The sequence below is a fragment of the Sphingomonas sp. BGYR3 genome (genome assembly GCF_025153455.1).
GTDB lineage: Bacteria > Pseudomonadota > Alphaproteobacteria > Sphingomonadales > Sphingomonadaceae > Sphingomonas.
Map to the genome: position 1 here is coordinate 142,775 of NZ_JANZNT010000002.1, position 13,658 is coordinate 156,432.

A 13,658-nucleotide genomic window follows, 5' to 3' on the forward strand; every position below is an offset into this window, starting at 1 on the left:
TTGAGTCCGCGGGTTGTCCACAGCCCCAAGGGATTGGGGGTGTGACCGAAAAGACTCAATCGGCGGGCAGGAATGATTTTCACAGCAATATCGCCTGGGCAACCGGCGCAAAGCTGCGGCGATGGAGCGGGGTGGGGCCAAGCGTGCGGAGCGCGGCCAGATGCGCGGCGCTGCCATAGCCCTTGTTCCTGGCCCAGCCATAGCCGGGATGGACGGCATCAGCCGCTTTCATCATCCGGTCGCGCGTCACCTTTGCGATGATGCTGGCCGCGGAGATGCACGGTTCGATGGCGTCGCCCCCGATGATCGCGCGGGATCGCCAGCGCCAGTCCGGGCAGCGATTGCCGTCGACCAGCACCTCTGTCGGATCGACGCCGAGCGCGGCGACGGCGCGTTCCATCGCCAGCATCGTTGCCCACAGGATGTTGAGCCGGTCGATCTCCTCCACCTCGGCAATGCCGACGCCCACCGTGCATTGGTCGCGGATCCGGTCGAACAGCGCCTCTCGCCGGCGCTCGGTCAGTTTCTTGCTGTCATCCAGCCCGGCAATGCCGCCCGGACACAGGATGACGGCGGCGGCGACCACCGGCCCGGCCAGCGGCCCGCGCCCCGCCTCGTCCACCCCGGCAACAAGGGGGGCGGTCATTCCGGCGTGGCGGCAAGGCGCCAGGGCGGGAAACGGCGCATTTCCCCCGCCTGATACAGGCAGACGGGGTTGCCGGCCGGATCGTTCAGCCGCGCCTCTCGCCAGCCCCAGCGTTCGTCGACCGGCTCCTGCGTCACCTGAACCCCCTGTGCCCGCAGATAGGACAGGGTCATGTCGAGATCGGCACATTCGAAATAGAGCATCGCGCGCGTCCCCATCTTTTCGGGCCGTTCCAGCGACAGGGTGGTGCCGCCATCGCTTTCGAACCGGGCATATTTGCCGGGGGTCGACACGATCTGATTGAGGCCGAGCATCCGGTAGAAATGTTCCGCCGCCGCGATATCGGCGACCGGTACGGTGATCTGGTTCATCACCGGGGCATAGGGCGAGGCGCCAAGGTCGAGCCGGACGCTGGCATGGCCCATCGGCCCGTGGCCGCCGCCAAGGCCGGGCGCATCCTGCATCGCCAGACGGACGAACAGCCGGGCGCGTTCCACCGCGCGGGGCAGATCCCATTCCTTGGCCAGTTCGGTGGCCAGCGCGCTGGACAGAGTGCAGCCGGTGCCATGGGTCGCCATGCTGTCGATGCGCGGCGCGGCGAAGGCGATTTCCGGCGGGCCGGATGCGGCGGGCTGAAACAGCCGGTCGGTCACGGTTGCGCCGTCGCCATGCCCGCCCTTGACCAGGACGGCGGTGCCGTGGGCCGCGACCAATGCCGCCGCATCGCCGCCCAGCGCCCGCAATTCGGGCAGGTTGGGGGTGGTGACGCTGGCGACCTGCATCAGCCGTTCAAAGGCGCCGATGGTGGCATCGTCGGCCAGTGCCGCGCCGCTGGTGGCGACCATCACGGGGTCGAACACGATCGGGATGCCGCGCAGGTCCGCCAGCCGGTTGGCGACGGCAAGGGCGGTGCGGGCCGAGCCGATCATGCCGATCTTGACCGCATCGACGCCAATGTCGCGCACCACGCTGTCGATCTGGGCCACCACCATGTCGGCGGGGACGGCGTGGACGGCATCGACGCCCAGCGTATTCTGCGCCGTGATCGCGGTGATGGCGGTCATCGCATGGCCGCCGAGCATGGTGACGGTTTTGATATCCGCCTGAATGCCCGCGCCGCCGCCGCTGTCGGACCCAGCGATGATGAGGATGCGGGGGATGCTCATCGGATGACAGTTTTGACAGAATGACAGTGGTTTTCGAACGACGCGCCAGTGACGCGACGGTCAGGCGACAGCGGCGCGATGCCAGCGATGGCGGCACGCGACGGGCAGGGCAGTGGCAAGGACATGGCCAAGCCATGCCATATCGGGGCGGGGGTAGGAAAGGGTGAGCGGACGGGAAGTGGGTTGTCACAGCTTGCGTCGGTAGGGCCGCGCGATAGGCTTTGGCCGGTTACTCCTCCTGTCACCGGAGATCCGATGATTCTGCGTGCCTGCATCCCTGCCGCTGTCCTTATGTCCGCCGCTTGTCCGGTTGCCGCGATTGCCCCGGAAGCGGAGCGGCGGGCAATCGAGGTGCGCAGCGGCGAGACGGTCGAGATGGTGGTCAACGGCCAACCGGTGCGGTTTCGCATGGTGCCGGAGGCGATTTCGGTGCCCACCGTCAATGCCGATACGGCCCAGCGCATCGCGCTTAAGCCCAGCCTGATCGGATATATCTATGTCATCGGGCCGGAGCGCATCGGCTTTAACACCGACAAGGTCCAATATGGGGAGGGCGAGGGGGCGTTCCGCGTCCGTACTGCGTTCAGCCAGCGGCAATTGGTGACGGGCGCGGACGGGATCGCCGGGCCGGAGACGTTTCCGTTCGGCCGAACCCGGTTCATCCTGCGCGATCCGCAGCCGGGCGACCGGGCGATCACCTTTCCCCTCGACCGCAAGATGGGCGACAGCCAGACCAGCGTCCGCATCGATGTGGGCGGCCGCCCGGTCTATGCCGCGTTCAGCATCGACCGGGCCGAAAGCCTGGTCACCGCCACCGCCGGCCGGTGGATCGCCGATGCCAATGGCGGGTTTTTCGACGGCGATGCGCGCGCCGCACCGATCCTGTACGGGGTGTCACGCCCGGTCCGTCCGCTGAAGCTGCAACGCCCGCTGATGCTGGGCGAGCTTGAGGTCCGCAATCTGGCGGTGCGGGTGTCGGACATCGGCAATGCGCGGGGAATTGCAGAGGGTGCCGCACCGGAAGAGGACCCGAACGAGATCGTCGTTGTCGGTGACAGCAAGCGCAAGGTGCCCAATCAGCGGCTGTATATCGGCATGGATTCGATCGGGCATTGCGCGTCGATCGATTACGACTTTACGGCGGGCACCGTGACGCTGATGTGTCCGCCCCGGTCCTGAACGCCGGGCGGGACGATGGCCGGCCGGGTCATGCCGGACACAGGGCCACCCGGCTGCTGCGCTGATCGATCAGCAGGGTGAAGTGTTGAAGCGCGTACGCACCGACGAGCAGTTCGGGGAAGCGGTCCGACACGCGCACCTCGATATCCGACAGGGTGGCGGCGCCGATGCGGAACGGCCCCTTCATGACGGCGCGGCCGGTGCTGATCGACCCGTTGGTCAGCCGCCCCTCGCCAGCCGCCGTCACGGTGCCGCCGTCGATGCGGTCGAACAGCGGCTTTGGCAGGACGAACGCGACGTTCGCGCCGGTATCCAGATTGCCCTGAACCACCGTGTCGCCGATGCGGACGGGGACGCGGAACGCGCGTTCGTATCGCAGGACGCCCGGATCGTCCGAACCCAGCGACAGGGCGCGGGTGAAGGTCAGGCGGCGGGCGGGATAATCGATGATCAGCAACCCGTCCTCGAAAAAGGCGCGGCCGAGGATGCCGGCAAAGGCGGCGTCCGCGCTCATCCGGCTGGCATAATCGCGGGTGATGACGTCGATATCGCGGCGGACAAGGCCGCCCAGCTCGACCGAGGCGAGGCGGACGGTGTCGACCGACGCCGTGGTCACCCCGTCCGACGACTGGCCCGATCCCGTGACCGAGAGGCCGAGGTCCCGGACCAGCGCGGCATCGGCGCGGCCCATGCCGCTGGCCCCGGTATCGACCGCGAAATTGTGCGGCCCGGTGCCGTTGACCATGGCCGAGACATAGATGCGGCCATCGACGACGCGGAAAGGCACGCTGAACAAGGCATCGGCGGCGGCGGCGGCGCGGGCCGGGGCGCAGGCGGCGGGCGGGGCGGCGGGTTCCGCGCGCGGCGGCTGATCCTGAACCAGGGCGGCGAGCGCCGCGCCCATGCGGATCATCGTGCCGATCATCCGTCCCCTCCCTTCCGGTGTGTATTGCCTGAATAATACACAAAGGGTGGCGGAGCGCAATGGCGGGCGGTGCCTAGCCCGTGAAGTGACGGGTGGTGCTGGCCGGATGGCGTTTCAGCGCATCGCCGGTGCGCGTTGGGCGATCCATCAGTTCGCCGCCGCAGTTCGGGCAGCGTTCGTCCAGCGCATCGGCACATTCGGTGCAAAAGGTACATTCGAACGAACAGATGAACGCGCCCGGCCGGGCGGGCGGCAGATCGGTGCCGCAGCGTTCGCAATCGGGGCGCATGTCGAGCATGGGGTCACGGATAGGGCAAATCCGGAACGACGAGAAGAAGGAAGAAGGCCCTCACCCAACCCTCTCCCGCAAGCGGGAGAGGGCTATGGCTGGCGGCGCGGATGGTCCGCAAAAGCCCTCTCCCGTCTACGGGAGAGGGTTGGGTGAGGGCGTTTTCTTTGACCCCTCGAGCTTGGCGAGGATCGTCGCAAGGACGCCGTCCGGGTTTTCCAACACGTCGTGGTTCCAGAAGCGGAGCAGCGCGTAGTCTGCTGCTTCCAGTGCCTTGGAGCGGGCTGCGTCGCGTTCGGGGCTGTGCTGGCCGCCGTCCAGTTCCACGATCACGCGATGTTCGGCGCAGAGAAAGTCCACGATGAACGGGCCGACCGTCGCCTGACGCCGGAACTTGTAGCCGCCAAGCTGCCGGTTGCGCAGGGATTGCCAGAGGCGTTGTTCCACATCGGTCGCTTCGCGGCGCAGGCGGGCGGCGTGGGGACTGGTCGGGCCGATCGCGGGCATCGACAAATGGTATAGGGAAGAAGGCCCTCACCCAACCCTCTCCCGCGAGCGGGAGAGGGCTTTCCCCGCTTACGCCGCGGCTGATCGTACGGCGTCGCAGATGCGGTCGACCACTGCCTCAACCTGTGCGGCGTCGTCGCCTTCGGCCATTACGCGGATGACGGGTTCGGTGCCGGACGGGCGGATGACCAGGCGGCCCTTGCCCGACAATTCGGCCTCTGCTGCGGCGATGATGTCGCGCACGCTGGCTGCCTCCAGCGGCTTGCCACCGGAAAAGCGGACATTCTTGAGCAGTTGCGGCACGGGGTCGAAGCGGTGCAGCACCTGGCTGGCCGGGGCGCCGGCCCGCTTGAGTTCGGCCAGCACCTGAAGCGCGGCAACCAGGCCGTCGCCGGTGGTGGCATAATCGGACAGGATGATATGGCCGGATTGTTCGCCGCCGACATTGAAGCCGGACCCGCGCATCTCCTCCAGCACATAGCGGTCGCCCACGCGCGTGCGGGCCAGCGAAAGGCCGGACCGGTCGAGGTGCCGTTCAAGGCCAAGGTTCGACATGACCGTGGCAACAAGGCCGCCGCCCGCCAGCCGGCCGTCGCGCGCCCAGCCATCGGCGATGGTCGCCATCAGCTGATCCCCGTCGACCACATGGCCCTGTTCGTCGCACACGATCAGCCGGTCGGCATCGCCGTCCAGCGCAATCCCGATATCCGCGCCGGACGCGACGACGGTTTCGCACATCGTGTGCGGATAGGTGGAGCCGATGCGGTCGTTGATGTTCTTGCCATTCGGATTGACGCCGATGGCGATGATTTCAGCGCCCAGTTCCCACAAGGTGGTGGGCGCGACCTGATAGGCGGCACCATTGGCGCAATCGATCACGACTTTCAGCCCGTCGAGGGTCAGCGTGTCTGGAAAGGTCGCCTTGGCAAAATGGATATAGCGGCCGCGCGCATCCTCGATCCGGCGGGCGCGGCCGATTTCGCTGGACGCGATCAGCGGAATGTCGCTGTCGATCAGTGCCTCGATCGCCAGTTCGTCGGCATCGGACAGTTTGTAGCCGTCCGGCCCGAACAGCTTGATCCCGTTATCGGCATAGGGGTTGTGGCTGGCCGAGATCATCACGCCCATGTCGGCGCGCATCGACCGGGTCAGCATCGCCACCGCCGGGGTCGGCATCGGGCCGACCATCACGACATCGGTTCCCATGCTGGTAAAGCCGGCGACCAGCGCGCTTTCCAGCATATAGCCGGACAGGCGCGTATCTTTGCCAATCACGACGCGGTGGCGGTGATCGCCGCGGCGGAAATGCGCGCCCGCCGCCATGCCGACCTGCATCGCCATGCGCGCGGTCATCGCCCCTGCATTGGTTGCGCCCCGGATACCGTCGGTGCCGAAATATTTCCTTGCCATCGCGCGAGCCTGCTCCACCTTGCCGCCATGCGTTGCGGTGCGTCATAGCGCGCACATCAATAAAGGGCGAGTATGTCACAGGCGACACGAATATTGGCGGCGCTGATCCTGGGCCTGGTGCTCGGGGTGTTCATGGCGGCAGAGGCACCGGGCGGTGCGGCGGCGGTCAACAGCGTGGCCGAACCGGTGGGCCGGGCGTGGCTGAACGGATTGCAGATGACGGTCGTGCCGCTGGTCATCGCGTTGCTGGTCACCGGCATTGCCGCGACGGCGGAGGCAGCAAAGGCGGGCCGGATCGCGGCGCGGACCATCGTGACCTGCGTCACCCTGTTGTGGCTGAGTTCGTCGGTCGGCGCGGCCGTGACGCTGGGCCTGTTGAAGCTGTTCCCGCTGGGCGAGACGGCGGCGGCGGCGCTGAAATCCACCTTTGCCGGGGCGGAGCCGGTCGGCGATGTGCCGCCATTTTCCGAGTTTCTGGTCGCCATCGTGCCGACCAACGTGCTGGGCGCGGCGGTGAATGACGCGTTCCTGCCGCTGATCCTGTTCACCACCGTATTCGCCTTTGCCGTCACGCGCCTGCCGGAGCCGCCGCGCTTGACCCTGACCGGGTTTTTTCAGGCGGTGGCGGACACGATGCTGATCATGATCGGGTGGGTGCTGTGGCTGGCCCCGATCGGCGTTGCGGCGCTGGCGTTCCGGGTCGGCGCGACGGCGGGCACGGCGGCGGTCGGTGCGCTGATCCACTATGTCCTGATCGTGGGGGGTACGGGCCTGATCCTGTCCCTGTTCGGCTATCCGCTGGCGGTGTTCGGCGGGCGGATGAAGCTGGGCCGCTTTGCCCGCGCGATCCTGCCCGCACAGGTCGTGGCGCTGTCCACCCAGTCGTCGCTGGCATCGCTGCCCGCGATGCTGCGCGCGTCGGAGGGGCTGGGCATTCCCGTGGCGCGGTCGGGCGTCATCCTGCCGCTGGCGGTCGCGATTTTCCGCTATACCGGGCCGTGCATGAACCTGGCGGTCGCGATTTACGTCGCCCATGTGTTCGGCGTCGAGCTGACCCCGGCGCAGCTGGCGGCGGGGATCGCGGCGGCGGCGATCACTACGATGGGGGCGGTCAGCCTGCCCGGCACGATCAGCTTCATCAGTTCGATCGCGCCGATCGCGGTGGCCATGGGCCTGCCGGTCGAGCCGCTGGCGCTGCTGGTCGCGGTCGAGATGCTGCCCGATATCGTGCGGACCATCGGCAATGTGACGGCGGACGTGGCCGTGACGGCGACGGTCAGCGCGCGCGCCGGCGGTGCGGAGGATGGCGACGAGCGGACCGAGGCGGACGCGATCCTGGCGGGCAGCCAGGGGTGAGGGCAGGGGGCCGACGCCCCCCCCCGCCGCTTCGTCAGCGCATTAGCGCATCAGCACCAGTTCCTCGGCCATGGTCGGGTGGATGGCGACGGTTGCGTCGAAATCCGCCTTGGTCAGCCCCGCCTTGACCGCGACGGCCGCGGCCTGAAGGATTTCGGGGGCGTCGGGGCCGATGATGTGGATGCCAAGGATGCGGCCGCTCTCCGCTTCGCACACCATCTTGTACAGCGCGCGTTCGTTGCGGCCGGCCAGCACGTTCTTCATGGCGCGGAAGTCGCTGGCATAGACCTTGACCGTGCCATATTTCAGCTTTGCCTGCCCCTCGGTCAGGCCGACGGCGGCGATGGGCGGATGGCTGAATACCGCGCTGGGGATGCAGTCATAATCCACGCGCGTCGGCTTGTTGCCATACACGCTGTCGGCAAAGGCCTGACCCTCGCGGATCGCGACGGGGGTCAGCTGAACCCGGTCGGTGACGTCGCCCACGGCATAGATGCTGGGGCAGGCGGTACGGTTGTCCTCATCCACCGGGATCGCGCCGTTTTCGGCCAGGGTGATGCCGACCGCGTCCAGCCCCAGTCCCGCCGAATTGGGCACGCGGCCGGTGGCGAACATCACGCAATCGACATCGATATCCGGATGGCCGCTCATGCTGACGCGCAGGGTGCCGTCGGCCAGTTTCTCGATCCCCCGGAAGCTGGCGTTGAAGCGGAACTGGATCCCCTTCATCATGCTGATCTGCAACAGCCGGTCGCGGATCTGTTCGTCATAGCCGCGCAGGATCATGTCGGAGCGGTTCATCAGCGTGACCTCCGCCCCGAATTCGTTGAAGATGCCGGCAAATTCGTTGGCGATATAGCCAGCACCGGCGATCAGGATGCGGCGGGGCACGGCGGGCAGGTGAAATGCCTCGTTCGAGGTGATGCCATGTTCGGCGCCCGGACAATCCGGCACGTGCGGCCGCGCGCCGACCGCGATCAGGATGCGTTCCGCCGTGATGGTGCGGCCCGAGGCGAGCGTCACTTCATTGGGGCCGGACACGGTGGCGCGTTCGCCGATCACCGTCACATTGTTGCTTTCCAGCGTGTTGGTGTAGGCGCCGTTGATCCGGTCAACCTCCTTGAACACGTTGGCGGTCAGCCGCTGCCAGTCAAAGGCCACGTCCTTTGGCACGTCCCAGCCAAATTCGCGGGCATCGCGCAGATCCTCGGCAAAATGCGCGCCGTAAACGAGCAGCTTTTTGGGCACGCAGCCCCGGATGACGCAGGTGCCGCCGACGCGATATTCCTCGGCAATCGCGACGCGCGTGCCATAGGCGCCGGCAACGCGGGCCGCCCGCACGCCGCCCGAACCCGCGCCGATGACGAAAAGGTCGTAGTCGAATGCCATGAATTGTCCCCGGTGGATAAGGCCCGCCACTTAGGGTGCCGGGTGCCCGTCCGCTACCCGTCAGCCCAGCGCGCGGGCAATCAGGGCGTTGGTGCTGGCATCGAAATCAAGATCGCCGGCATCGGCGGCCTTGGCCATTTCCTTGCCCAGCTCCACCCCGAACTGGTCGAACGCATTGATGCCGAGCAGCACGGCGTTGACGAAGGTGCGGTGTTCGTAAAACGCGATGAGCGCGCCCAGCGTGCGCGGGTCGAGCGTATCGAGCAGGATGGTCGAGGACGGCCGGTCGCCGGGATAGGCGCGGGCGGCATCGGCATTGGCCCGGCCCGCCATCAGTGCGGCCCCTTGGGCAAAGCAGTTGAGCAGCAGCTGGCGATGATGCGCCTCTGCCAGCGTGTCGCCCGGTTCGATGACCGCGATGAATTCAACGGGCACGATATGCGTGCCCTGATGCAGCAACTGGAACACCGCGTGCTGGGCATCGGTGCCGACCCCGCCCCAGGTGATGGGCGCGGTGGCGCGGGTGACGGGCGTGCCGTCCGCCGTCACGCCCTTGCCATTCGATTCCATCTCAAGCTGCTGAAGATAGCTGGGCAGCAGGCGGAGCCGTTCGTCATAGGCAAAGACCGCGCGGGTCGCGCAGCCCTTGACCTGCGTATAATAGAGGTCGGCAAAGGCGGCGAGGACGGGGGCGTTGCGCTCCACCGGGCTGAGGCGGAAATGGCGGTCCATTTCGGCCGCGCCCTCCAGCAGTTCCTCGAACGCAGTCCAGCCAAGGCCGAGCGCGGCGGGAAAGCCGAGCGACGACCACAGCGAATAGCGGCCGCCCACGCTTTCCGAAAAGGGCAGGATGCGGGTTTCGTCGACGCCCCAGGCCACAGCCTTGTCCGGCGCGGCGGTCAGCGCGATGATCCGGCCATAGGGATCGGCAACCCCGCCCTCCGTCATCCAGCCAAGCGCGCTTTCGGCGTTGAGCAGGGTTTCGGTGGTCGTGAACGTCTTTGACGCGACCAGGATCAGCGTGGCGGCGGGATCGAACCGCTTCACCGCCTCTTCCAGGGCAAGGCCGTCGACATTGGACACGATGGCCACGTCATAGCGGCCGGCATCGCGGCCAAGCGCATCGACGATCAGGTCCGGGCCAAGGGCCGAACCGCCAATGCCGATGTGCAGGATGTGCCGGACCGGGCCGAGCGCCTCTGCCTCGATCGCGTCGATCAGCGCGCGCATCCGCGACTGAAACCCGCGTGCGCGCGCCACGCTGTCGGGGTTGCCTTCGCCGCGTTCGGCGGTGTGTTCGACGGCGCGCCCTTCCGTCACGTTGACGACCGCGCCGCTGAACAGCGCATCGCGCGCGGCCGTCAGGCCTGCTGCGTCGGCCAGCCCGGCAAAGGCGGACAGGGCGGCATCGTCCAGATGCGTTTTGGACCAGTCGAAATGGAGGCCGGCGACCCCGAGGCTGAGATGGTCGACGCGCGCCGGATCGGCGGCGAACAGATCGGCCAGCGGGCGCGGCGAAAGCGCGTCGACGGCAGCCCAAGCGGAATCGGTCATGTCGGTCCCTTCCATTGTCCGAGCGCGCCTTAGCGTCGGCTTGCGCGGCTTTCCACCGGAAAGGCGGCTTGACGCACCGCCGCCCGCCCGCGATGGAGGGCCATGCCGCACGCATCCCGATCCGCCGCCGTCCGGGCGGGCAAGCGTTCCGAACTGGTCGATACGCTGTTGTTCCTGGTCAAGCTGATCGTGCTGGTCGTGATCGTGCGCAGTTTCCTGTTTTCGCCGTTCAGCATCCCGTCGGGGTCGATGCTGCCGCGGCTGCTGGTCGGTGATTACCTGTTCATCACAAAATGGAACTATGGCTATTCCCGCTATTCGCTGCCCTATGGCGTGCCGCTGATTTCCGGGCGCATCCTGTCGACCATGCCGGAACGGGGCGATGTGGTGGTGTTCAAGGCGCCGCCGCTGGCCAAGGATGACTGGATCAAGCGGGTCATCGGCCTGCCCGGCGATACCGTCCAGATGCGGGGCGGCACGCTGATCCTGAACGGACGGGCGGTGCCAAAGGACCGGATCGCCGATTTCACCGTGCCGGTCAGCCCGAACAGCCGGTGCGCGGAACCCATGATGGATACCGATGCGACGGGGCAGCAATTCTGCCGATATCCGCAGTTTCTGGAAACGCTGCCGGGCGGGCGCAGCTATCGCGTGCTGGATCAGGGGTTTGCCCCCGCCGCCGATGATACGCCCGTGTACACCGTGCCCGCGGGTCACGTGTTCCTGATGGGCGACAACCGCGATGATTCGATGGACAGCCGGTTCGCCAGCGGGATCGGGTTCGTACCGCTGGAAAACCTTGAGGGGCGGGCGGCCGTCACCTTCTGGTCCACCGACGGGTCGGCGGAATGGATCAAGCCGTGGACATGGGTAAGCGCCGCCCGCTTCGAGCGGATCGGCGAGGGTTTTTAGGCCGTGACGAGCGCGGCGGAATGGATTGCCGCAACCTTTGGCGTTGCGGACAGGCTGGCCGATTTCGAGCGGGCGCTGACGCATGGCAGCCAGGCGGCGGCGAATTACGAACGGCTGGAGTTCCTGGGCGACCGGGTGCTGGGGCTGGCGATGGCGACGTGGCTGTACGAACGCTTTCCCGCCGAGCCGGAGGGGGCGTTGTCGCGGCGGTTCAATGCGCTGGTCACGGGCGCTGTCTGCGCCGATGTGGCGCGCGGGCTGGGCGTCGTGCCGCATCTGAGGCTGGGCAAGCAGGCGCGGGACGACGGCGCGGCGCAGAGCGACAATGTGCTGGGCGATGTGATGGAGGCGCTGATCGGGGCGCTGTATCTGGCGCGCGGGTTCGATGCGGCGGCGGCGTTCGTCCGCGCCGCATGGGCCGACCGGATCGAGACGCAGGTCAAGGCGCCGCGCCATCCCAAATCGGCGTTGCAGGAATGGGCGGCGGCGCATCAGCGGCGGCCGCCGGAATACAGCCTGGTCGAGCGCAGCGGGCCGCAGCACGCGCCGCGCTTCATCGTCCGGGTCACCATTGGCAAGCTGGCCGAAGCGACGGGCGAGGGGACGAGCAAGCAGGAGGCGGAAACGGCCGCTGCTGCTGCGCTGTTGGCCGAGCTGGAACAAGAATGATGGAAATCGATGGATTCTGAACAGAAATGCGGCCTGGTGGCTGTGCTGGGTGCGCCCAATGCGGGCAAATCGACGCTGGTCAACGCGCTGGTCGGCCAGAAGGTCGCGATCGTCAGCCCCAAGGCGCAGACGACGCGCGCCCGGTTGATGGGCATTGCCATCGAAGGGTCGACGCAGCTGATCCTGGTCGACACGCCCGGCATCTTTGCCCCCGAACGCCGGCTGGACCGGGCGATGGTCGCCGCGGCATGGGGCGGGGCCGAGGGGGCGGACGCCATCGCACTGGTCGTCGATGCCAAGGGCGGCCTGCCCGAACGGGTCATGGAGATCGTGGACGGCATTGCCGCGCGGCCGGAGCCCAAGATCCTGGTCCTGAACAAGGTCGACATTGCCGACAAGCCGCGATTGCTGACCCATGCCCAGCGGCTGAACGAGCGGCTGGCGTTCGACGAGACGTTCTTTGTTTCCGCCACCAGCGGCGACGGGGTGGCCGAGATGAAGGCCGCGCTGGCCGCCCGGATGCCGGCGGGGCCGTGGCATTTCCCCGAGGACCAGGTGTCGGACGCGACCGACCGGATGCTGGCCGCCGAGGTGACGCGCGAGCAGATCTACCTGCAACTGCACGCCGAACTGCCCTATGCCAGCGCCATCGAGACCGAGAAATATTCGGAGCGCGAGGACGGGTCGGTCGAAATCCACCAGCAGATCTTTGTCGCCCGCGACACGCAGCGCGCCATCGTGCTGGGCAAGGGCGGGCAGCGGATCAAGGAGATCGGCGCGCGCGCCCGCGCCGAGCTGGAGCGGATCATGGGCGTTCGCGTTCACCTGTACCTGCATGTCAAGGTGAACCCTCGGTGGGAGGAGGATCGCAGCCTGTACCGGGACATCGGGCTGGACTGGGTGGATTAAGCCAGCTTCCTATCCCGCGGCGAAGAACATCAGCATCACGAGCCGGCCATTGTCCGCCCGGTCGCCAAAGCCGGGCGCGCTGTTGTGGAACATCCAGGGCGAAAACAGGATCAGCCGGTTGTAGCGCATGGGCGCGGTGAACGTCTTTTCCCACTTTGCCGGTTTCAGCGTGTCGGCATTGACCACCTGTTCCACCAGATCGTCGGGATGGGCGAACCCGGCGCGCACCACCCCGTCCAGCGTCGGCGGCACCCGGTCCAGCCCGGTGCGGCGGTGGCGAAAGAAATCGGTGCCGCCCCGGCAATCCTGATCCCGGTTGAGATAAAGGATGCCGGAATAGAAGCACGGATCGACATGAACGCCCGACAGCCCGCGATCCCCGCGCAGCGTCAGGCGGCAATGCCCGTGGCTGGTCCCTGGCGCAGGGCGCACGGGCGCACCGATGATGCGCCCCACGGTTTCGTCCAGCCCCGGAATGGCAAGCGCCCGGTCGGACAAGAGGCCGGGATAATTCCCGTCCTTTCCCGCCGGATCATAGCCAAGCCGCAGCGCAGCCGCCCGGGCATCATCCGGATTGGCGAGGAAATCATCGATGATGAGAAAGGAGGGCACGGTCACCGCCATAGACCTATCGCGGGCGAGGTGCGGGGGAAAGGGTGTGCCGCGACCTGTCGGCGCGGGGATGGACCATGCGCGGCATTGGGCATGGGGCAGGGTTGACTTGTCCAGAAGATTGTCCATGTTTCG

The 13,658-nt window shown here is 67.2% G+C and carries 14 protein-coding genes; 5 read left to right on the forward strand and 9 right to left on the reverse strand.

All coding sequences use genetic code 11. From position 1 onward, the window contains the following. Positions 1-79: 79 nt before the first annotated feature. Both NYR55_RS12480 and thiD read right to left on the reverse strand, forming a co-directional pair. A complete protein-coding gene (locus NYR55_RS12480; RefSeq protein ID WP_260021829.1) occupies positions 80-646 on the reverse strand; it encodes a ribonuclease HII in 567 nt (188 codons plus the stop codon). Next, entirely contained in the window at positions 643-1,812 is a 1,170-nt protein-coding gene (thiD, locus tag NYR55_RS12485) for a bifunctional hydroxymethylpyrimidine kinase/phosphomethylpyrimidine kinase (RefSeq protein ID WP_260021830.1), read from the reverse strand. Before thiD ends, NYR55_RS12480 begins: the two co-directional genes overlap by 4 nt. Before the next feature lie 291 nt (positions 1,813-2,103). On the opposite strand from thiD, the gene NYR55_RS12490 reads away from it, so the two are divergent. Then, positions 2,104-2,991, forward strand: coding sequence for a hypothetical protein (locus NYR55_RS12490; RefSeq protein ID WP_260021832.1), 888 nt, complete (start codon positions 2,104-2,106; stop codon positions 2,989-2,991). A 28-nt stretch (positions 2,992-3,019) separates the two neighbouring features. Here NYR55_RS12490 and NYR55_RS12495 read toward each other — a convergent pair whose 3' ends face one another. From NYR55_RS12495 to glmM, 4 genes are all read right to left on the reverse strand, one after another. Beyond that, positions 3,020-3,916 carry an aspartyl protease family protein gene (locus NYR55_RS12495; RefSeq protein WP_260021834.1) on the reverse strand — a complete coding sequence of 299 codons (897 nt, stop codon included), beginning with the start codon at positions 3,914-3,916 and terminating at the stop codon, positions 3,020-3,022. A gap of 73 nt (positions 3,917-3,989) precedes the next feature. Further along, a complete protein-coding gene (locus NYR55_RS12500) occupies positions 3,990-4,214 on the reverse strand; it encodes a DUF1272 domain-containing protein (RefSeq protein ID WP_260021836.1) in 225 nt (74 codons plus the stop codon). Positions 4,215-4,340: 126 nt separating this feature from the next. Then, positions 4,341-4,712: a DUF559 domain-containing protein gene (locus NYR55_RS12505; protein WP_260021837.1), complete on the reverse strand. Its 372-nt coding sequence runs from the start codon at positions 4,710-4,712 to the stop codon at positions 4,341-4,343. A 69-nt stretch (positions 4,713-4,781) separates the two neighbouring features. Then, a complete protein-coding gene (gene glmM / locus NYR55_RS12510; protein ID WP_260022372.1) occupies positions 4,782-6,122 on the reverse strand; it encodes a phosphoglucosamine mutase in 1,341 nt (446 codons plus the stop codon). 72 nt (positions 6,123-6,194) lie between these two features. Between glmM and NYR55_RS12515 the strand changes: the two genes are divergently transcribed. After that, complete coding sequence (locus NYR55_RS12515) at positions 6,195-7,478, forward strand: dicarboxylate/amino acid:cation symporter (protein ID WP_260021838.1); 1,284 nt, start codon at positions 6,195-6,197, stop codon at positions 7,476-7,478. Between the two features lie 42 nt (positions 7,479-7,520). Here NYR55_RS12515 and gorA read toward each other — a convergent pair whose 3' ends face one another. Together gorA and pgi are read right to left on the reverse strand one after the other, a co-directional pair. Further along, on the reverse strand, positions 7,521-8,867 hold the full coding sequence (gorA, locus tag NYR55_RS12520) for a glutathione-disulfide reductase (RefSeq protein WP_260021839.1): 1,347 nt from the start codon (positions 8,865-8,867) through the stop codon (positions 7,521-7,523). 60 nt (positions 8,868-8,927) lie between these two features. Further along, the gene (pgi, locus tag NYR55_RS12525; protein ID WP_260021840.1) at positions 8,928-10,421 is read right to left on the reverse strand and encodes a glucose-6-phosphate isomerase; all 1,494 of its coding nucleotides are present in this window, start codon (positions 10,419-10,421) and stop codon (positions 8,928-8,930) included. A gap of 102 nt (positions 10,422-10,523) precedes the next feature. Here pgi and lepB point away from each other — a divergent pair, with 102 nt between their 5' ends. The 3 genes from lepB to era are packed head-to-tail and all read left to right on the forward strand — an operon-like array spanning position 10,524 to position 12,911. Then, a complete protein-coding gene (lepB, locus tag NYR55_RS12530; protein WP_260021841.1) occupies positions 10,524-11,333 on the forward strand; it encodes a signal peptidase I in 810 nt (269 codons plus the stop codon). Positions 11,334-11,336: 3 nt separating this feature from the next. Beyond that, complete coding sequence (gene rnc, locus NYR55_RS12535; RefSeq protein ID WP_260021842.1) at positions 11,337-12,002, forward strand: ribonuclease III; 666 nt, start codon at positions 11,337-11,339, stop codon at positions 12,000-12,002. 9 nt (positions 12,003-12,011) lie between these two features. Further along, positions 12,012-12,911 carry a GTPase Era gene (gene era, locus NYR55_RS12540; RefSeq protein WP_260021843.1) on the forward strand — a complete coding sequence of 300 codons (900 nt, stop codon included), beginning with the start codon at positions 12,012-12,014 and terminating at the stop codon, positions 12,909-12,911. A gap of 9 nt (positions 12,912-12,920) precedes the next feature. Here era and NYR55_RS12545 read toward each other — a convergent pair whose 3' ends face one another. Continuing rightward, complete coding sequence (locus NYR55_RS12545; protein ID WP_260021844.1) at positions 12,921-13,652, reverse strand: DUF6445 family protein; 732 nt, start codon at positions 13,650-13,652, stop codon at positions 12,921-12,923. Between the last annotated feature and the right edge of the window lie 6 nt (positions 13,653-13,658).

Coding starts and splice junctions, on each gene's coding strand:
- NYR55_RS12545 (WP_260021844.1), bottom strand. CDS start 13,652: ATGGACAATCTTCTGGACAAGTCAACCCTGCCCCATGCCCAATGCCGC.
- thiD (WP_260021830.1), bottom strand. CDS start 1,812: ATGAGCATCCCCCGCATCCTCATCATCGCTGGGTCCGACAGCGGCGGC.
- era (WP_260021843.1), top strand. CDS start 12,012: ATGGATTCTGAACAGAAATGCGGCCTGGTGGCTGTGCTGGGTGCGCCC.
- glmM (WP_260022372.1), bottom strand. CDS start 6,122: ATGGCAAGGAAATATTTCGGCACCGACGGTATCCGGGGCGCAACCAAT.
- NYR55_RS12490 (WP_260021832.1), top strand. CDS start 2,104: ATGTCCGCCGCTTGTCCGGTTGCCGCGATTGCCCCGGAAGCGGAGCGG.
- NYR55_RS12515 (WP_260021838.1), top strand. CDS start 6,195: ATGTCACAGGCGACACGAATATTGGCGGCGCTGATCCTGGGCCTGGTG.
- gorA (WP_260021839.1), bottom strand. CDS start 8,867: ATGGCATTCGACTACGACCTTTTCGTCATCGGCGCGGGTTCGGGCGGC.
- NYR55_RS12480 (WP_260021829.1), bottom strand. CDS start 646: ATGACCGCCCCCCTTGTTGCCGGGGTGGACGAGGCGGGGCGCGGGCCG.
- pgi (WP_260021840.1), bottom strand. CDS start 10,421: ATGACCGATTCCGCTTGGGCTGCCGTCGACGCGCTTTCGCCGCGCCCG.
- NYR55_RS12500 (WP_260021836.1), bottom strand. CDS start 4,214: ATGCTCGACATGCGCCCCGATTGCGAACGCTGCGGCACCGATCTGCCG.
- NYR55_RS12505 (WP_260021837.1), bottom strand. CDS start 4,712: ATGCCCGCGATCGGCCCGACCAGTCCCCACGCCGCCCGCCTGCGCCGC.
- lepB (WP_260021841.1), top strand. CDS start 10,524: ATGCCGCACGCATCCCGATCCGCCGCCGTCCGGGCGGGCAAGCGTTCC.
- NYR55_RS12495 (WP_260021834.1), bottom strand. CDS start 3,916: ATGATCGGCACGATGATCCGCATGGGCGCGGCGCTCGCCGCCCTGGTT.